Origin of the sequence: Sphingobacterium phlebotomi (assembly GCF_008180195.1) — a bacterium.
In the GTDB taxonomy this organism is placed as follows: domain Bacteria; phylum Bacteroidota; class Bacteroidia; order Sphingobacteriales; family Sphingobacteriaceae; genus Sphingobacterium; species Sphingobacterium phlebotomi.
This window is the reverse complement of the sequence record NZ_VTAV01000003.1, coordinates 264,560-284,799: the sequence shown is the minus strand read 5'-3', so window position 1 is coordinate 284,799 and position 20,240 is coordinate 264,560. Positions and strand designations below refer to the sequence as shown.

General features: G+C 43.3%; 19 protein-coding genes. 2 read left to right on the top strand and 17 right to left on the bottom strand.

Annotation, left to right across the window (positions count from 1 at the left end):
• Position 1 precedes the first annotated feature (1 nt).
• From FXV77_RS07460 to FXV77_RS07375, 17 genes are all read right to left on the bottom strand, one after another.
• Positions 2-526, bottom strand: coding sequence for a NuoI/complex I 23 kDa subunit family protein (locus FXV77_RS07460; RefSeq protein ID WP_148918590.1), 525 nt, complete (start codon positions 524-526; stop codon positions 2-4).
• Positions 527-530: 4 nt separating this feature from the next.
• A complete protein-coding gene (nuoH, locus tag FXV77_RS07455) occupies positions 531-1,568 on the bottom strand; it encodes an NADH-quinone oxidoreductase subunit NuoH (protein ID WP_148918589.1) in 1,038 nt (345 codons plus the stop codon).
• 13 nt (positions 1,569-1,581) lie between these two features.
• Positions 1,582-2,592, bottom strand: a complete 1,011-nt coding sequence (locus tag FXV77_RS07450) for a 2Fe-2S iron-sulfur cluster-binding protein (protein WP_148918588.1) — start codon at positions 2,590-2,592, stop codon at positions 1,582-1,584.
• 12 nt (positions 2,593-2,604) lie between these two features.
• On the bottom strand, positions 2,605-3,945 hold the full coding sequence (nuoF, locus tag FXV77_RS07445) for an NADH-quinone oxidoreductase subunit NuoF (protein ID WP_148918587.1): 1,341 nt from the start codon (positions 3,943-3,945) through the stop codon (positions 2,605-2,607).
• A gap of 2 nt (positions 3,946-3,947) precedes the next feature.
• Positions 3,948-4,472 carry an NADH-quinone oxidoreductase subunit NuoE family protein gene (locus tag FXV77_RS07440; RefSeq protein WP_148918586.1) on the bottom strand — a complete coding sequence of 175 codons (525 nt, stop codon included), beginning with the start codon at positions 4,470-4,472 and terminating at the stop codon, positions 3,948-3,950.
• The gene (locus FXV77_RS07435; RefSeq protein WP_148918585.1) at positions 4,465-5,700 is read right to left on the bottom strand and encodes an NADH-quinone oxidoreductase subunit D; all 1,236 of its coding nucleotides are present in this window, start codon (positions 5,698-5,700) and stop codon (positions 4,465-4,467) included. Before FXV77_RS07435 ends, FXV77_RS07440 begins: the two co-directional genes overlap by 8 nt.
• 18 nt (positions 5,701-5,718) lie before the next feature.
• Complete coding sequence (locus FXV77_RS07430) at positions 5,719-6,222, bottom strand: NADH-quinone oxidoreductase subunit C (protein ID WP_148918584.1); 504 nt, start codon at positions 6,220-6,222, stop codon at positions 5,719-5,721.
• Positions 6,215-6,769 carry an NADH-quinone oxidoreductase subunit B gene (locus FXV77_RS07425; protein ID WP_148918583.1) on the bottom strand — a complete coding sequence of 185 codons (555 nt, stop codon included), beginning with the start codon at positions 6,767-6,769 and terminating at the stop codon, positions 6,215-6,217. Before FXV77_RS07425 ends, FXV77_RS07430 begins: the two co-directional genes overlap by 8 nt.
• Positions 6,770-6,797: 28 nt before the next feature.
• On the bottom strand, positions 6,798-7,178 hold the full coding sequence (locus FXV77_RS07420) for an NADH-quinone oxidoreductase subunit A (protein ID WP_148918582.1): 381 nt from the start codon (positions 7,176-7,178) through the stop codon (positions 6,798-6,800).
• A gap of 101 nt (positions 7,179-7,279) precedes the next feature.
• The gene (locus FXV77_RS07415; RefSeq protein WP_148918581.1) at positions 7,280-9,025 is read right to left on the bottom strand and encodes a tetratricopeptide repeat protein; all 1,746 of its coding nucleotides are present in this window, start codon (positions 9,023-9,025) and stop codon (positions 7,280-7,282) included.
• 142 nt (positions 9,026-9,167) lie between these two features.
• Positions 9,168-10,133 (bottom strand): PstS family phosphate ABC transporter substrate-binding protein, encoded by a 966-nt coding sequence (locus FXV77_RS07410; RefSeq protein ID WP_148918580.1) that lies wholly within the window; start codon positions 10,131-10,133, stop codon positions 9,168-9,170.
• 235 nt (positions 10,134-10,368) lie between these two features.
• Positions 10,369-11,244, bottom strand: a complete 876-nt coding sequence (locus FXV77_RS07400) for an energy transducer TonB (protein WP_148918578.1) — start codon at positions 11,242-11,244, stop codon at positions 10,369-10,371.
• 19 nt (positions 11,245-11,263) lie between these two features.
• On the bottom strand, positions 11,264-11,815 hold the full coding sequence (locus tag FXV77_RS07395) for an ExbD/TolR family protein (protein WP_148918577.1): 552 nt from the start codon (positions 11,813-11,815) through the stop codon (positions 11,264-11,266).
• Between the two features lie 19 nt (positions 11,816-11,834).
• Positions 11,835-12,485 (bottom strand): ExbD/TolR family protein, encoded by a 651-nt coding sequence (locus FXV77_RS07390; protein WP_148918576.1) that lies wholly within the window; start codon positions 12,483-12,485, stop codon positions 11,835-11,837.
• 96 nt (positions 12,486-12,581) lie between these two features.
• On the bottom strand, positions 12,582-13,415 hold the full coding sequence (locus tag FXV77_RS07385; protein ID WP_148918575.1) for a MotA/TolQ/ExbB proton channel family protein: 834 nt from the start codon (positions 13,413-13,415) through the stop codon (positions 12,582-12,584).
• 433 nt (positions 13,416-13,848) lie between these two features.
• Positions 13,849-14,199 (bottom strand): translation initiation factor, encoded by a 351-nt coding sequence (locus FXV77_RS07380; RefSeq protein WP_148918574.1) that lies wholly within the window; start codon positions 14,197-14,199, stop codon positions 13,849-13,851.
• Between the two features lie 28 nt (positions 14,200-14,227).
• Positions 14,228-15,106, bottom strand: coding sequence for a diacylglycerol/lipid kinase family protein (locus FXV77_RS07375; RefSeq protein ID WP_148918573.1), 879 nt, complete (start codon positions 15,104-15,106; stop codon positions 14,228-14,230).
• 440 nt (positions 15,107-15,546) lie between these two features.
• On the opposite strand from FXV77_RS07375, the gene metK reads away from it, so the two are divergent.
• Both metK and FXV77_RS07365 read left to right on the top strand, forming a co-directional pair.
• Positions 15,547-16,806, top strand: a complete 1,260-nt coding sequence (metK, locus tag FXV77_RS07370) for a methionine adenosyltransferase (RefSeq protein ID WP_148918572.1) — start codon at positions 15,547-15,549, stop codon at positions 16,804-16,806.
• Between the two features lie 446 nt (positions 16,807-17,252).
• Positions 17,253-20,240 (top strand): SusC/RagA family TonB-linked outer membrane protein, encoded by a 2,988-nt coding sequence (locus tag FXV77_RS07365; RefSeq protein ID WP_246162339.1) that lies wholly within the window; start codon positions 17,253-17,255, stop codon positions 20,238-20,240.

The window sequence follows — 20,240 nt, the reverse complement described above, 5'->3', positions numbered from 1 at the left end:
GCTAGTTCGTTTTTTCCGGGTTTAGTTTCGTAATATCAAATACAGGCTCGACTAATTTGTCTTTCCCGTAAATAAAGTCCTTTCTTACATAATCCGCCGTTACATGTGGACCATCCAAGTAGATCGCTTCTTTCGGACAGGCCTCTTCACACAGACCACAAAAAATACAACGCAGCATATTGATCTCATATACGGCCGCGTATTTCTCCTCGCGATACAGAGTCTCCTCCTCTTTTGTCCGTTCCGCGGCAATCATCGTAATAGCCTCCGCCGGACAAGAAAGCGCACAAAGCCCACAGGCTGTACAGCGTTCACGTCCTTCCTCGTCACGCTTCAGCGAATGCAGTCCCCGGAAATTCTTCGAATAAGGTCGTTGCTCCTCTGGATATTTCACCGTCGGAATCTTCTTGAAAAAATGTCGTATCGTAATGCCTAACCCCTTCACGATAGCGGGCAGATACATCCGCTCCCAAAAATTCATGGGCTTCTGCTCGATAACTTTCTTTCTATTTGATAAAGATTGCATAGTCTTAAAAATAAGTATCCTTCACCACGATCACCACTGCCGTCAAGACAATATTTGCTATCGCCAGCGGAATCAATATCTTCCATCCCAGCCCCATCAGCTGATCATAGCGGAAGCGGGGCAGCGTCCAACGTACCCACATGAAGAAAAAGATAAATCCAAATATTTTAAGGAAGAATACCAATACACCAATAATGGTGATCCAATTCTGTGATAGCCCCAATTCGTACATGAACGGAAAGTTATATCCCCCAAAATACAAGGCGGCCATCAATGCCGAAGAAACAAACATATTGATATACTCGGAAAACATATAAAGACCGAGTTTCATCGATGAATACTCGGTATGGTATCCTCCGATAAGCTCCGTTTCACACTCCGGCAAGTCAAATGGTACCCGATTACATTCCGCGAATGCGCACACCAAGAAAATTAAGAAGCCCAACGGTTGTACCCAAATGTTCCAGTTGACAAATCCCGACTGCTGCGCAACGATTTCTCCCATAGATAACGTCCCGCTTACCATCAACAAGGCGATAATAGAAAGCCCCATCGGAATTTCATAGCTAATACTCTGCGAGGCCGCGCGAATAGCGCCCATTAACGAAAACTTATTATTTGATGCCCATCCACCCAACATAATACCATATACCCCCAAGGCCACAACGCCAAAGATATAAAGTACGCCCACATTGATGTCGGCAACCTGCAAGACCACTTCACGTTCGCCGATGGTTAGTGTCTGCCCCCAAGGAATGACAGCCGAGCTGATACAGGCCGTGATAATCGCTAAAGTAGGCCCCAATATAAACAAAGGCTTGTGAGCTCCTGCTGGAATAATCTCTTCTTTAAAAAAGAACTTCCCCCCATCACAAAGTGGCTGCAAAATCCCGCCAAATCCAGCCCGGTTTGGTCCGTGACGATCCTGCATAAAGCCTGCAATTTTACGTTCCGCCAATGTCGAGTACATCGCTATCACCAAGGAGATCGTGAAAACAATCACCACCAAAATCAATTTTTCTAAAATAAAAGCTCCTTCCATGTGTTTCCTTTGCTTATTTTAAACGTTCCGTCCTTGCCAGTTGCTCTTCATTGGCTTCCTGTAACTGCAGATTCTTTTTTATCACCGGTGGCGGATTGAATACGTCGTAGTGATTGGAATCGATAACCGATTGTTCGCTGATTGGTGTAGGCTCTTCCAATACCCAATCAACTGTTTTCTTTTTCTCAAAACGACAAGTATCGCAGATAAACTCTTTCACCTCATTATATTCATCTTTACGGGCTGTTACACGTAAGACTTCCTCGCCTTTATACCACAGTGTAACCTTACCGGAGCACGTCGGGCAATCTCGATGTGCATCTACCGGTTTGGTAAACCAAACACGGTTTTTAAAGCGGAACGTTTTATCGGTCAATGCACCTACGGGGCATACGTCAATTACGTTCCCAATAAAATCATTGTCCAATGCATTCTCGATAAAAGTAGATATTTCTGCATGGTCACCACGATTAATGACACCATGCTCGCGTTTTCCTGTCAGCTGATCCGCCACGAACACACAACGATAACATAAAATACAGCGGTTCATGTGTAGTTTTATCTTATCGCCAATATCGATAGGGTCAAACGTACGTCGTTTAAATTCATATCGTGTTTGAGACACGCCATGGTCGTAACTTAAATCCTGTAACTTACACTCTCCCGCCTGATCACAAACGGGACAATCCAATGGATGATTGATCAATAACATCTCCACCACGCCTTTACGCGCCTCCAACACATCCGGTGATGTGATATTCTGCACTTCCATCCCGTCCATAACGGTCGTTCTACAGGATGCAACTAATTTGGGCATCGGACGCGGGTCTTTCTCTGACCCTTTGGATACCTTCACCAAACACGTACGGCATTTTCCGCCACTACCCTCCAATGTAGAGTAGTAGCACATAGCAGGAGGCACAATGTCCCCACCGATCTGACGCGCCGCGTTCAGTATCGTCGTTCCCGGTGCCACCTCCACCGGAATCCCATCTATCGTTACCTTAAATTTTTCGTCTGCCATTTGTTTATTTCTTTAACTCTCCACTGCTTCGCCCACCAATCCAAAATTCCTTGTCTGTGCTTCTTCCGGATGTAAAATATGCCATTCAAATTCATCCCGGAAATGCCGTATGGCACTTGCTACCGGCCAGGCCGAAGCATCTCCTAACGGGCAAATGGTATTCCCATCGATTTTCTGCTGGATATCCCACAACAAGTCAATATCCGACATGTCTCCATGCCCGTATTCGATTTTGTGCAATACTTTTTCCATCCACCCGGTTCCTTCGCGACAAGGCGAACATTGTCCACAACTTTCGTGATGATAAAATCGCGTGAAGTTCAGCGTGTTGCGCACAATACATTGATCCTCATCAAACGCAATAAATCCGCCCGAACCCATCGCTGTACCCGTTACAAAACCACCATCCGCCAACGACTCATAAGTCATTAATCGAGGTTCTCCTTTTGCTGTTTTCAAAGCGAGATGGGTTGGCAAAATTGGCACCGACGAACCGCCGGCAACCACCGCTTTCAAACGTTTACCATTCGCTATACCACCACAATATTCCTCGGAATAGATAAATTCTTCCATGGGCAAGCCCATTTCAATTTCATATACCCCCGGACGCACCAGATTACCGCCTGCGGAGATCAACTTCGTACCTGTACTGCGCTCTATACCGATTTTCGCATATTCTTCGCCACCATCGTTCACGATCGGTACGGTTGCAGCAATCGATTCTACGTTGTTGACCACGGTGGGACAACCGTATAGACCAGCTACCGCAGGAAAAGGGGGTTTAATCCGTGGATTTCCCCGTTCACCTTCCAACGATTCCAATAGAGCCGTCTCTTCCCCACAGATATAAGCTCCCCCACCAGGTTGAACATGTATCTCTAAATCATAGCCTGTACCCAATATATCTTTGCCCAGAAAACCCGCTGCTTTTGCCTCCGCGATCGCTTTTTCGACGATACGGATTTGCGGCATCATTTCTCCCCGGATATAGATATAAGCGGTATTCGCGCCCAACGCGTAGCTAGAGACGATCATACCTTCCACTAGCGCGTGTGGAATATGCGTCATCAGAAACCGATCCTTAAATGTGCCGGGTTCCGACTCATCGCCATTGCAGACTAAATAACGTGGAACACCCTCCGGCTTCGCCAGAAAGCCCCACTTCATCCCCGTAGGGAATCCTGCACCACCACGTCCACGAAGTCCGGATTTCTTTACTTCCTCCACCACATCGTCCGGCGACATCGTCTTGAGTGCTTTTTCTACTGCACGATAGCCCCCCTTTTGACGATAAACCTCAAAAGTATTGATCCCCGGAACATCGATATGTGCCAACAATAACTTACGTGCCATACTTATTTCGTTTGTGCTTTTTGCTTCAATTCATCAATCAACAGATCTACTTTCTCTTCCGTCAAGTTTTCATAAAACGTGTACTCCGGGCCAATCTGCAATACAGGGGCAAAACCACAAGCTGCAAGACACTCCACACCTCTCCAAGAAAACAGACCATCCGCCGTTACTTCTCCCTCTTTCACGCCCAGCTTCTCTTCCACATGTTGCATCATACGCTCAGCCCCCACTAAACAACAAGGCCCTGTACGGCAAATCTCCAACACGTATTTGCCTTTGGGTTGCAGAAAAAACATCGTATAAAATGTGGCAACCTCGTAAACCTCAATAGGCCGTATATCCAGATAAGCAGCGACCTTGTCCATCGCATCCACACTTAGCCAACCATATTCAGCCTGCACCAGGTGTAAGATAGGTAGAAGTGCTGATTTCTGCCTTCCTTCCGGATAGCGCGCTACCACTTCAGCGAACTTCTCCAGCAAAGGTGCACTAAACTCCACTATCATATTTTCTTTAACACTAAGCATCTAATTCTCCTGCAATAACGTTTAAACTACTCATATTGATAATCGCGTCAGAAATCAACATCCCACTGCTCATGGGTGCAAACATCTGATAATTGACGAAAGACGGTCTCCTAAAATGTAAGCGATAAGGTGTACGCCCTCCGTCGTGGATAAGATAGAATCCCAACTCGCCATTTGCACCTTCTACCGCGTGGTAAACCTCGGATTTTGGTGTTTCCCATTCACCCATCACAATTTTAAAGTGATAAATAAGCGCTTCCATATTGGTATATACCTGCTCCTTCGGCGGCAAATAAAATTCCGGCACATCGGCATGAAATACCCCTGCAGGTTCTTTTTTTATCTTTTCCAACGCCTGTTCGATGATGCGCAGCGATTGCCACATTTCATCATTGCGTACCATGAAACGATCATACACATCCCCATTTGTTCCTACGGGAACATCAAACTCAAATTCTTCATACGAAGAATACGGCGCCGTAGCACGTACATCGTAATCTACACCCGTTGCGCGAAGAATAGGGCCAGACCAGCTGTAATCCAAAGCAGCTTCCGGCGTAACGGCTGCTACACCGGACGTACGCTCAATAAATATCCGGTTACGGACAAATAGGTTTTCAAATTCTTTCAGCACGGGCGGGAAACGTTTGAGAAACTCTTCTATCTTACGGAACGCAATTTCGTTAAAATCACGTTCGAAACCGCCGACACGTCCAATATTGGTGGTTAAGCGCGATCCACATATCTCTTCATAAATTTCGTATATAAACTCCCGTTCTTGCATCACATAGAGGAATCCCGAGAAAGCTCCAGTATCCACTCCCAAGATACCGTTACAGATAATATGGTCTGCAATACGCGCCAATTCCATCACAATAACCCGCATATACTGCACCCGCTTTGGTAGCTCGATGTCCAGCAATTTCTCCACCGTCATGTGCCATCCCATATTATTTATTGGAGACGAACAATAGTTCAGTCTATCCGTCAGCGGTGTTATTTGGTAAAAAGGACGGTGCTCTGCAATTTTCTCAAAAGCCCGGTGTATATAACCTATCGTAGACACTCCGCTCACAATGCGTTCCCCGTCAATCTGTACCACATTTTGGAACACTCCATGCGTGGCGGGGTGCGTAGGTCCGATATTGAGGGTGATCAACTCATCCTGCGGATCGTTGTCAAAGAATACGGCTGCATTTGGTGTTATCTTGGTTATCGGTTTACTCATCTTACTCTCCTCTAGGATTTAACGTCCAAAATAAAAATCTTTTTTATCCACCCTGTTCGGGTCTTCGAGCGGATATTCCTTACGCATCGGGAATACCTCTAATTCGTCCATATTCAGAATACGCCGCAAATCGGGATGTCCTTCAAACAGTATCCCAAAAAAATCATACGTTTCACGTTCCATCCAATTGGCTCCGTTCCATAGCGAGGTAGCCGACGGAATCGCTGGCGTAGGTCCGCTAACAAAGACCTTTATCCGTAGACGCAGATTCTGCAACAGATTGTGCAGATGGTACACCACACAGAAATCCCGGTCTTCATTCGGGTAATGCACAGCCGTAATATCTGTTAAGTAGTTAAAACGTAATTGCGCATCATCCTTTACAAAAGCAAGCAAATCCAGGATAGTCTCTGCTTCCGTCGCCACCGTCAGTAAACCATGCGGCTCCGCTATTACACGCACCTGCTCCCCAAACTTCTCCCGCAAATGATGTATTACGATTTGATTATCCAGTTTATCCATTGTCTGTCACTATTCCGTATTTTTCCAACAAAGCCTTATATTCCGGTGTGTTCCGGCGGTTCAAAGATTCATTCTTCACAATTTCCTGTAATTTCAACACACCGTCTAATATAGCCTCGGGACGTGGAGGGCAACCAGGAACATATACGTCCACCGGAATAATCTCATCTATCCCCTGCAGTACCGAATAGGTGTCAAAAATCCCCCCACTGGAGGCACAGGCACCGACAGCTATTACCCAACGAGGTTCCGCCATCTGGATATAAACCTGTTTTAATACGGGCGCCATTTTTTTTGCTATCGTTCCCATGACCAGCAGCATATCAGCCTGTCTTGGTGAAAAGCTCGGGCGCTCGGCACCGAAACGTGCCAAATCGTATGTAGACCCCATGGTCGCCATAAACTCAATCCCACAACACGAAGTCGCAAACGGAAGTGGCCATAGGGAGTTCGATCTTGCCAAACCGATCACTTTATCTAAAGAGGTCGCAAAAAATCCCGCCCCTTCTACACCCGGAGGTGCTTCTGCCAATGTCACTTTACTCATGACTTTGATTTTGTTTTACAAATTAACACTAATCCCAATCCAATGCACCGCGTTTCACTTCATAGATCAGACCGAGGACCACAATACCTAGAAAAATCCCCATTTTCCATAGACCATCCATACCCATCTCTCTAAAATTAACCGCCCAAGGATACATAAATATGACCTCTACGTCAAAAACGACAAACAAGATGGCCGCCATAAAATACTTTACGGAAAAAGGCTGTCTCGCATTGCCTATTACCTCCACCCCCGATTCAAAGGCCCCTAGTTTGTTCTCTGTACGGACTTTGGGTCCAATCAAATGCGTGCCGACAATGGTTAAAACACCGAATGCAACGGCCACACCTAACTGTATCAGGATAGGTATATAATCTATTGGAGCGCTTTCTAAGTTTACACTTTCCATAAAATCAGTTTATTACTTTTCTCTTCCTAACAAATATATCACTTTTCACCACAAAAAAAGGAGCTGCAAGCAGCCCCTTTCTTATTTGTTATGATTCTAAATTACAGTTGATCAACGAATTGTCCCGCAAACTCATCATCCGGACTAAACTTAATAGTTTCCTGGAAATGCATCTTCGCTTTTTCCGTTTCACCTTTCAAATAAAAGTAGTACCCCAAGTAGTTATTTGCGTCAACGATATAGGAGTTTAACGTCGTTTCAGGTATTTCTGAACCTTGTGCTTCTTGTAGCAATCTGGTGAAAGAATCTACAAACAGACCTTTCGCATTTTCAGGATCATACATCACCCCATCCAATGCAAGTTCGGATAGACCTTTGTAGTACAACGAGTTCACTAAATATTTCTTTTTTACATCCTCCTTATCCGTTGCGATAACGATGCCGAATGATTTTACCGCTTCATCAAGTGCCGGTTTTGCTTCTGCAATTTTCTGTACACCCAACTCCGGTGTTATTTCTTCACCTTCTGCTGGAGACACCAATCTAGATCCTTTGGTGTACTGACCAAGACCTACGAAGTAGTTGGCATCGTAGTAATAATCAGATGAATCCTGTGCGGCCGGTATACGGAAAATCTTAACCGCTTCCTCTACTTCACCGTCCTGATATTTAGCGAATGCAGTTTCTGCAATTTCAGTTTCCAAATTGTCTTCTTCCGTTTGCTTCTCTACGGCTTGCTTCAACAATTCTTCACCTTTTGCCGAATCGCCAGCACTCAAGTTTGCTAAACCAGCATACAAATAGTCACGCGGAATCAAACGTTCCGGTTGCACTTTTTCGAATAAGATATTCATGTTTTCCGCAGCTTTCGCGTAATCTTTATCTTGGTTATAGGCAATATATCCCAAGTAACGGTAAACCTTAGCATCTACACCAGGCATATTAGCGAGTTCCTCAGCAACAGATTTCAACTCCTCATAGTTCCCAGAGTAAACCAAGAAGTCGGCATAACGTGTTTTTGCCTCCACCGAAGCATCACCTGTCAAGCTTAGATATTTTTTATAAAATTCCAGCGCCTTCTGGTTAATTTCACGGTAACTGTCATCATCGTCCGTCAATTTCAACGAAGATAAGTAATACGTCTCCGCAAGCTCACGGTAAAGTGGTGCATAATCCGGATTCTCACTCGACAACTTCGTCAACGATTCGATGACTACGTCGTAAGCCTGCGCTCTTCTCGAAATCAAAGCCTGTCCAATTTTGGGAGCCAATAAGCTCTCATCAAGATACTCTGCATCGCGGTAACTTACAAATGCCTGACTACTTTCACCCATACCAGCATATGCGTCACCTAAAGCGATCAATATGTCTGGATCTTTCTGGTTTTTCTCTTTCGCCTGTGTTAGATATTCGATTGCTTTTGTATAATCAGGTTCCGGCGCTTTAATATAAGCTTGTCCGATATAAAGCAGCGGTAAATATTCCTTTCTACCTAAATCAGAAACAGCTGTTGATAATTTTGTTTCAGCCGCCGCCTTGTCACCCTTCATCAAATCAACAATACCCAACCCTACATTATTCAATTTCTCTTTAGGGGCATTCGTCACACCTTGGTTAAACACGTATTCAGCAGAATCAATTTTATCATTGATCAAATGGATCTGTCCAAGATAAAACCAGTTCTCACCATCTCTCGCTTTCTTCTCCACCAAATTCTGAAGCATACCTTTTGCTTCATCATATTTCTCCTCATCTATAGCAGCTTTCGCATCTTTTAAGCTTTGTGCACTTACAGATCCTATTGTACCCGCCAATAATAGACTTAAAAATAATTTGCTTTTTGTCATAATCTATTTGTGTTCTATTTTTCCTTTTTAATTATCTATCACGAATTTAATACGAAATATCGCAATTTTCAATGAATTGCACGATTTTTTATATTTCACCCGCATCTTTTATTTTGACTACTCTAATGCTATAAATGTTTAATCACAAAGAGATATCATCCCTTATAATGATGTCGCGCCCCGGCATGGTCGCAGGCACCAGGCCCGATTTCAATACGATACGTTGGCCCCGATCACCAGTCAAAAACGCAGAAAAACCTATCCCCAACCCTAAATTAGGTTGATAGTTCTGGACGTAAAATGTACGGCGCAGTGGATATTGCTCTGCAGCAATGGTGGACTGATTAGGCTTATAATATTTATTATCCGCCGTCTCGCCTATCGTATTCTGCACGCTCAAGATACGAATATTATTTTTATTTGGAAACGAGGAAATCAAATCTAAATAGACATTATATCCCAAAATCCCAATTTTTTCCGGATCGTTCGCTACCGCTTCCAGCACCCTTTTGCTACCATCTTCTGCTTCTACAAAATTAGACGCTACTTTTTCCACTTTACCCAGTTCTTTCAAGTGCCTAAATGTACTGGAATTAAGATTATCAAAAACAATTTTTTTTCGATCGGTACTTGCTCCTTTCATTGCGTCAACCAAATACTCAATAGTAACGGTCGTATCTACCTGTTTAGTATTATTGATGGCCACAATCGCATCTGTCCATACTGGAAATATGCGGGGTTTAATGGAGCGATTCTTAAAATAATCATTCTCCGTTTCATTTAGTTCCCGTGCTAATACCGCCACACCAGCCTCCTGAGACAACAATTCCCGGATAGCCAATAGCTCCGGCTTCACTACAAGGTTCAATCTTGCATTCGGATATGCCGATAAAAAAACCTCTTCCTGTTCCTTTATTAGCGGATAAATCGTTTCATCCACAGCGACATGAAGCACCCCTACTAAGATATCCTCCTTTGATCCGGTCTTGTTTACCGCCGAGGTATCGTCCACGGAAAAATCTTTCTTCTCTGTCCGAGAACACCGGGAGCATCCGACCATGCTCAGTAGCACAATGACTAGAATGCTTATGTTAATTATCTGTTTCATCAAAAATTATTCTGCCATAAACGAGCGAAGCGCAAAAAAGAATAAACAATGAGCAGGATGCCAAACATATTTTTATACGTGGGGTCGATATCCAATGGCAATTTATCCCAAAAGATAATCAGAACGCCCAAAATAAAATAAAAGGCAAACATCGCCAGGCCCAAAATAGACAGAAATCGCTTTGTTGGCGATTTCTGACTAAATTTTCTTGTGTTGTTACGCAAACCACTCATGCTTATTGCTGAAGGTTCAATGTAATAGGCAATGTGTATGCTACACGTACTGGACGACCGTTCTGAATACCCGGTTTCCAAGGTTTCGCTTTTTTCAACACATTCACAGCTGCTGTACCGGTACCATATGATAAGTCTTTTACCACCTTAATGTCCGTCAAGCTACCGTCACGCTCTACTACGAAAGAAACAACAACCTGTCCTTTTACACCCGCATCAATAGCTCCTTGCGGATAGCTATAGTTACGTCCTACCCACTCGCGGAAAGCGTTCAAACCACCATGCGGTTCAGGGTTCACTTCTACCGCTGTAAAGATCTTATCTGCACCACCATCCGGATCTCCGGTAGCACTACCTGTAATCTGCCCTTCCACTTTCTTCGGACCAAACTCTCCCGTAGGTACACCTGATGCTCCTTTTGTACCTTTTAAGGTAATACGAGCCGGTGTTTTATTTTCTTTCTTAATTTCCTCTTGCGAGACCACTTCCTCTTTTACCTGACTTTCAGGCACCACCTTCGGCTCCGGGAAACGCACCAAATCTTCTGCTGGTGGCTCCTGTGCGATACGCTGAGGTGGTTCTTCCTCTTGTGGAAGTGGTTCTTCTTCCTCTTCTTCAGGCTCCGGTATATCCAAATCTTCCAGTGTCACTTCCGTTATCACGGGCGCTTCCTCCACTGGCTTATCCGGAAATACTTTAATGTTAAACATTTTTGGAGCACTCAAAACAAGAACAATCGAGACAATCGAAAATAGAGCCACATTGGTTGCCTTTGGAGCGAACTTCCGCAAGTCGTAGGCACCATACTCTTTATTTCTATTCGCAAAAACGACGTCAAGCCATTCTTTTTTGAATATATCTAATTTAGAACCAAACATATTTTACTTAATTATACGATTAATCGTTAAAAAGACCTTCGCTTTTCAACACTTCTATTTCGTCACTATTGATTTTTGAAATCATGTAGCGTTTTACATCTACAATCCGCATCTCGTCCAAAATATCTACGAGATTACGTTGTACAGATTTTTCGCTAGGTCTGATCACCACAATCAAATCTTTACCACCTGCGCGTTGTGGAACCTCTTTCTGCATTCTGAGCAATATCTGACGAACGCCTTCCTTACCATAATCTATTGTCGTAGGAGGATAGATCGGCTTCGCCAATTGTCCATAATACCAAGAGATTTTGTTGTCCGATCCCAGCAAGAGTGTGATAGAACGATTATCGGCAATTTCCAAATTATCGTTTTGGTCCATCTTGTTCTTATCCGGCATCGCCACATCCATCGCTTGTGGCGTATTTAGTGACGTGGTCAGCATGAAGAAGGTAATCAATAAGAAGGCTAAGTCTACCATGGCGGTCAAATCGACCTTACCACCAGCTTTCTTGGCTCTTACTTTACCACCTTTATTACCTTTACCACTATCTTGATTTAATTCTGCCATTTTATTCTCGTTTATGCCTTTAGTTATCCTGTCTCAAACCTGTCACAAAACTAAATTTGTTTTGCTTCTGGTTACGTAGCGTCTCAATAATCAAGTTGATCGCCGGATATTTCTCTTCGGCATCCGCTTTGATCGCTACTTTCATCGGCCCCGGATCCACAAACCCTTTTTCACCTTCACGTGAGCGGTTAAATTCGATTGTTGCCCGACGTGCCTCCTGCACCCAAGAATACAACTCGTTTGAGGCTGTTTCTGTACTATCTACTGGGATGCCCGGCTGTATACTCTCTGTTCGTTGGTCATTTGGCAACGAAAGCAACTGACGCAAATTCCGAACAGGAACGCCAAACTCGTCCAACTGCTTAAATTTCTCGTATTCCTCTGCAGAAAAATTAACACTATATTTCTGCGATATATTCTTTAACGTGAGTTCCCGCACATTTGGATTCTTCATACCGAAGAATATTTTGCCATCTGCCACCGAAATAATCCCCAAACCATCATCTGGCAATTTTTCCGGACTTGTCGACTGTGGCGTATCCACCACCAATACTTCGGGCTGGCGGGCTGTTGCTGTCAATACGAAGAATGTAAGAAGCAAGAACGATACGTCACACATCGCTGTCATGTCGATGGAGGTGCTGGCTCTTTTTACTTTTGCTTTACCCATTTTTCTTTACTTCCTTAGTTAAATCCTTATTCGTTTACATCTATGATGCATGTTTTTCACAAATTCCATAAAAGAATTTGAAAAAACATCTTTTTCTTACTTGTGGTTTGCAGCGTACGTTTGTACGATAGAGAAACCAGCCTCATCGATAGAATAAGTCAATTTATCTATTTTCGCTGTTAAGATGTTATAGAACACGATAGCAAAAGTAGATGTCGCGATACCCGTTGCCGTGTTTATCAAGGCCTCGGAGATACCGTTTGCTAACGCAGCTGAATCCGGAGCACCACCTGTTGCCAAGGCCGAGAATGCTCTAATCATACCAGTTACCGTACCCAATAGACCAACCAACGTACCAATAGATACCAATGTTGCCAAAACGTTCATGTTTTTCTCTAACATCGGCATTTCCAACGCGGTTGTTTCTTCAATTTCCTTCTGAATAGCGACAACCGATTTTTCAGCATCTAAACCTGTGTTCGCAGAGACATCTTTATATTTCAATAAACCAGCCTTTACTACATTTGCTACAGAGCCTTTTTGTTTGTCGCATTCAACGATAGCAGAATCAATATTACCGCCGTTGATTAATTGTTGTACTTTTCTCACGAAGTTACCCACATTACCTGTACCGGAAGCTCTACCGATCACGATAAAACGCTCTACAGCGAATACCCATACCATTAAAAATAGACCTAAAAGGACAGGTACTACGACACCCGCATGGTAAATCATTCCGAAATAGTTACCTGGAAGAGGTTGATTTTCTGGATTACCGTCGATAAAGTTTGAAGGGTCTCCCATTACAAATTTATAAACGACGATACCAATCACAAAACAAATGATGATTGCTAAACTCGCAAATAAATTACCTGAATTTCCGCTTTCTTGTTTTTTAGCAGGAGCAGTAGTTTTTGGTGCGTTTGCCATTTTTACTAATTTTTAGATTTTACTGTTGTTTAATATTTAATATTTAATTCAATTTGTGCAATTCAAAAGCACTTATTCTGCTATAAAGCAAAACAAATATACTATTTTGTGTTAAAAATAAAATTTTATTGACATTAATTTATACATCTTTCAATGCGCTACATATTAGTAAACCATCAGCGGTTCCATTTCCTTCCTAATATGATATTAGCTATACGATTTAACGTTTATACCGCGCTAATATTTTACAATGAAAACCATTTTTTTTGGTTTATGCAAATTAAAAAATCATTAATGAAAAAAAATAAGTAAGTATTTACTCACAAAAAGCAAGGCTATTTTCTGCTGAAAACATCATCAAGCAATTGTCATATTTCCGAGGTCAACAATTAGCTTCCGATCCTACCTTAACGGAATTATTCATTGTAAAACACTATCCACCAACCAATTTCACAGCGTATCCCTCGGCTTTGAGCAAATCAAAAATCTTCTGTTTGAAATCTCCCTGAATCAAAATTTCACCGTCTTTTGCTGCTCCCCCTACGCCACATTTCTGTTTTAACTTTTTTGCCAGATCGTTCAAATCAGTTTCCGTTCCGACGAACCCTTGTACAATTGTAACAACTTTTCCCTTCCGTGCCTTGCGGTCCAATAGTACCTTTAATTTTTGCCGGGCAATAGGTAAGGTCTCCTCTGCTTCCATTCCCTCGGCATCCACATAGTCAAAATCATTCGCTGTGGAATAGACAATTCCTTCAAATCGTTGTTTTTTCTGTTTAGACATATGTATTTTTAGTGTTAATACTCTTTAATTAACAAATAATCTTCAGCGACTTGGGCTTGATCGTGATCTCGAGCTTTTTGCCCATCTCCACGGGTTCTCCATCCACATGCACCGGACCTTTTTCGTCCCGCAGAATGATAATTTCTTTTCCGGGAAATATTTCCACATATTCTGACTGGTCGGCACTCTTGGTGAACAAATGAAACACCATTTTTGGAAAGAGATAGAGTGGAAATTTTTTTACTATACACACATCAAGCAGCCCATCATTGATCGAGGCCTGCGGTGCGATATACGCATTGTTGCCATATTGAGGGGAATTTGCCACGCTGATCATAAAGGCTTCTTTCTTGTATTCCTTCCCATCTATGAGCAAGGTATACGTGCTAGGCTGGAAGTCACCCAACACATTGATAGCCGAACGTAAATAGCCGATCGGTCCTCTGCTGTTATCCGTTGCAAAACGGTCACTTACCGAGGCGTCAAAACCAAGTCCGGCAATGTTAAAGAAATGCCGTCCGTTGACTACTCCGGTATCGACTTCTGCCGTCTCGAACCGATTTATCCGTCGGATGGCTGCCGATTCGTTGAGCGGAATTCCCAGGTAGAGCGCTAGGCCATTCCCAGATCCCTCCGGAATGATTCCCAATGGCATGTTGGTACCTAAAATCGCAGAACCCAGTTCGTTAATGGTACCATCGCCCCCCACCGCCACGACAGCGTCGTATCCTTCCTCAATCGCGGATCTCCCAAGTTCAAAAGCATGGTTGGCGTGATCGGTGATCTTAAATGTCGGATCAAATTTCTCCAAATCAAGCACCTCCAACACCTGCTTGTTGAACGCCGTCTTCTTTTTTCCCCCGGAAATCGGGTTAATAACAAACAATATTCGCTTACGTTGACGCATATCTTCATCCGAAATAGTTTATAAAGATAACGTTATTTGTGTTCTTTTTTCCCTCAAAAAAGAACCAAAAAAATCGTCGCTTCGAATATTTGAAATAATGTGCAGTGCCATGTGCAAATTTCTACATACTTCAAATATTCGGATACGACATCAAAGGTTAATTGGAGTTTGTACAATTTCCTTCACCCCTTTAAGTCTCTACAAAGGCAATTCTTTTAATTTATAAAAATTTGCTTCCATTCGTATTATTCAAATAAAGAATCGTACTTTTGTCCACGAAAAATGTGGACTGATTTGCGTACTGCATATTGACTAATATGCCAGAAGGAGATTGCAACCACAGTAAAAAAAAGTGCTAAAACCAGAATTTCAGTCGTTTTTCCACTTCTATTTAAACAGCTCTCCTCTCGTACGTTCAATCACAAAAGAAATTTGTAATAATGGCTTATTTATTTACATCCGAATCGGTTTCGGAGGGACACCCAGACAAAGTAGCGGATCAAATTTCCGATGCGTTGATTGATAATTTTTTAGCATGGGACGAAGATGCCCGGGTCGCTATTGAAACCCTGGTAACAACCGGACAAGTCGTTTTAGCGGGCGAAGTAAAATCCAACATCTATTTAGATGTACAGAAAATCACCCGCTCGGTTATCGAGAAAATAGGATACACCAAGTCGGCCTATATGTTTGAGGCCAACTCTTGTGGTGTGTTGTCGGCTATTCATGAGCAATCTGCAGAGATCAATCAGGGAGTTGATCGCCAAACGAAACAAGAGCAGGGTGCTGGTGACCAAGGTATCATGTTCGGGTACGCCAGCAACGAAACCGAAAACTATATGCCGTTGGCATTGGACCTCGCTCATCGGTTATTGTACGAACTATCAGCATTACGTCGGGAAAATAAAGAGATTACCTATTTGCGTCCAGATGCGAAGTCTCAGGTTACGCTTGAATACAGTGACGACCATAAACCGCAGCGCATTGACACGATCGTGATTTCGACTCAACACGACGATTTTGCCCCCGAGGCGGCGATGTTGGCAAAAATTACGGACGACGTCAAAAATATCCTTATCCCACGTGTAAAGGCACAATTAAAACCGGAACTGCAGGCGTTGTTTACCGACGACATCAAATTCCACGTTAACCCAACAGGAAAATTTGTCATCGGCGGACCGCATGGCGACACCGGTTTGACTGGTCGTAAGATTATTGTAGACACCTATGGTGGAAAAGGAGCCCATGGCGGTGGTGCGTTCTCCGGAAAAGATCCATCCAAAGTAGACCGCTCGGCGGCATACGCTACCCGCCATATCGCTAAGAACCTCGTAGCAGCAGGCGTTGCAGATGAAATATTGGTACAGATATCGTATGCGATCGGCGTAAAAGACCCGATGGGAATCTACGTGAACACCTACGGCAAAAGCAACGTTCATTTCAATGATAGCAAAATTGCCGAAAAAATAGGCGAAATATTCGATATGACACCCTATGGTATCGAAACCCGCCTAGGACTCCGCAAACCTATTTATTCGGAAACAGCTGCTTATGGACATATGGGAAGAACACCCAAAACCATAACTAAAACATTTGAAAGCTCCAATGGCGAGAAGAAAACGATAGAAGTGGAATTGTTCACTTGGGAGAAACTGGATTATGTGGATGTCATTAAGGAGGCGTTTGGGATATCATCGTAAACGCTGAACACACCAAGATGTGCGAAGGTTATTTTATAGTGCTGCTCAGCCGTAAAATAACCTTTTTTTATTTAAAGCGTTCTCCGTGCATACCTCTTAACCGTTCCCGGTTAAATGCGATTACTTCTATCATATCTCTCTAAAATATACGTGATAACCCCGCTTTCTGTACAAAATTAAACCATTTCTGAACAAACCAATACCATGAGGCGATTTCTCATCAGCTACTTTTGTGTCATGCCAAGGCGTTATAACCGACTTGGTTAACCGATATAAACGAAAAAGTAAACAATTAAACCCTATGCCTATATGTAGAGATACACAAATATCTATTAAAAAAATCTGGTTTCATTTAACAACGAAGCCAAAAGATGAAAATATTTTTTTAGCGTTAACCAAACTAAATTTATATGATTAAGGAAACTAACATAAAAATAAAAACCTGCATGCTACTCTTTTTCGCTGTCCTGTGGACAACGGCTATGCATGCACAGCAAAATTTAATTAAAATTACAGGAAAAGTAAGTGATGCCGATGGAAATTCGCTAATCGGCGTCACCGTTCAAGTGAAGGATCGCGAGACCAACACAAGCACTGATGAAGAAGGTAATTACACCCTACAAGCTATCCCATCGTCTATATTAATCTTCTCCTACGTAGGCTATAGTAACCAAGAGGTGCCTGTGCATACCTCGGGCATCATGAACATAACCATGACTGGCGAAGCCGTACTAGACGAAGTGGTGGTGGTCGGATATGGTACTACACGTAAGCGGGATTTGACCGGAGGTCTGTCGGTGGTAGGACAAAAGGAATTGTCTATGGTGTCAACAACCAACTTAATGGATCGTCTCGTTGGACAAGTCGCAGGCCTAAATATTACGGCTTCAAATGCGGCTCCCGGTGCCAGCCAAACGTTATTAATCCGTGGTGAGAATTCATTATCAGCAAGCAATCACCCTTTGATTGTCTTAGATGGCATACCGTATAGCGGCTCATTGGTTGACTTGGATCCTAATACTATTGAGAATCTTACGGTACTAAAAGATGCTTCGGCAGTAGCTATTTATGGTTCCCGCGGGTCCAACGGTGTCATTTTGGTGCAAACAAAAAGGGGCGTAGCAGGTAAACCGCAAGTCGGTTATAGAGGTCAGATTGGTGTAGCTGAACCCATGCAATATATCCAGGTCATGGGGCCAAATGAATACATCCGTCTACAACAAGATATAGGACGCTTAAAGGAAGGTCTTTCCGGCGATCAACTGGATCCCGTTGCTGGCGGTATCATCAGCCAAAGCGAACGTGAAAACTACATCAATGGAATCACACACAACTGGCAAGACTATATCTTTCGTAAGGGGATCACCATGGATCACCAGTTAAATTTTTCAGGAGGAACAAGCAGCACAAAATATATGGTGGCGGCTTCGTCCATGAAACAAGACGGTGTTGTTTATAACGCCCGATTGCACCGACACAATATCTCCGCAAACATTGATCAAGTGTTCAACGACTGGCTTACTACAGGTATCGGTACCCAGTATGTACAACGGGAAGACGGTGGTGTTACGCCAAATATCGAGCACGCTATCAAGCAAAGTCCCTATGGTAAATATTTAGATGAAACAGGCAGGTACATCACCGAGCCTATGGAATATTCACTCATTACCAATCCTATGCTAAATGTCAATGCTGATCAGAACAGGACCAACCGCAATTTCTTTATCAATGGATATGCAAACATACAACTTCCGATAGAAGGCTTATCGTTCCGATCCAATCTTGGGTATAATTACCGATCCAACTTCACAGGAACTTATTACGGCAGGGATACCTTCATTGGTCGAGAACAAGCCGGATTGGTTGGCGGCAATGCCAGCATCAGCAATGCGCACAATACGGACTATACCTGGGAAAATATCTTGCGTTATGAACGGGAGGTTGGTCATCACCGATTTGATGCGACCGGTTTATTTAGTATACAAGAAACCAAAAATATTTCATCAGGGTTGAACGGGCAAGGCTTTGTAACGGACAACACCAGTTATTATATGATGGAAGCCGCCGAGCGTAACCAGACCATATCTTCGGGATTGACCGAAACCGCCTTGGTATCCTATATGTTCCGTCTAAATTACGGCTACAAGGGCCGATATCTGGCAACAATTACCGGACGTACAGATGGCGCATCCGTATTTGGACTAAACAATAAATATGCTTTTTTCCCGTCAGTAGCCCTAGCGTGGAACGTAGCAGAAGAAAGCTTTATCAAAGATAATGCAGATTGGATGGACATGTTGAAACTGCGCCTTTCTTACGGCGCGAACGGGAACCAAGCCATTACGCCATATCGTACATTGGACCGGTTGTATTCCAGTGTTAAATATATCTGGGGAGACGGCGGCCTACCTGTGAATACCGCTTATCTGCCCAGTGATGGCGTAGGGAACCCAAATCTTAAGTGGGAGACGACCCGTACAACCAACCTCGGTATTGACTTTCAGTTTTTCAATAATCGCTTAGGCGGAACCATCGAAATGTACAGATCCAACACACATGATCTGCTGATGATCCGTACCGTTCCTATTATGAATGGTTTTGGACGGATCTGGGATAATATAGGGCAGACGCGTAACACCGGTATTGAAGTAGCATTAAATGCTGTTAACATCCGTAACTCCAAATTTGAATGGAGCTCAAACGTCAACTTTTCGCTAAACCGAGATAAAATCGTCGAGTTGCGTGGAGACCAGATGGACGATATCAACAATCAATGGTTTATTGGAAAACCACTACGTGTATTTTACGATTATAATGTCGTTGGTATTTGGCAACAAGGAGATACGTTCAAGTACACGGATGCCGATGGTAATTTAGAAGACATACAAAGAGGAGCTGTTCCCGGCGACGCCAAGATAGAAGATGTGGACGGGAATGGGTACATTGATGCGGAGGATCGTAAAATCATCGGTTCCAAAATGCCTAGCTTTCTAGCTTCCGTAGGCAATAGAATGTCCTTTGGCAATCTTTATTTCTCTTTCTTGGTCAACGGTGTATTTGGTGTCTGGCGCGAAGACAATTTGGCTAATATGGGTTCATGGACTTATGGCATCACGAACTATGTACGTGGAGCAAACTATTGGACACCTGAAAATCCAGATGCAGACATTGTCTCTCCCGGTTATCTCAATAGCCTTGGACATGGATATTACAGAAAGCAGCACTACGTTCAGTTGAAAAATGTAACACTCGGCTACCGAGTCGGATCAGCCATCGCCAATAAAGTCCGGCTAAGCGCAATAGATGTAAACTTGAGCGTCAATAACCTACATACGTTTTCAAACGCCAGGCAGGTATTGAATTACGATAACGGCTGGATGGCATCCTATCCTACAGCACGTTCTTATATGTTCGGTTTAAACTTAACTTTTTAA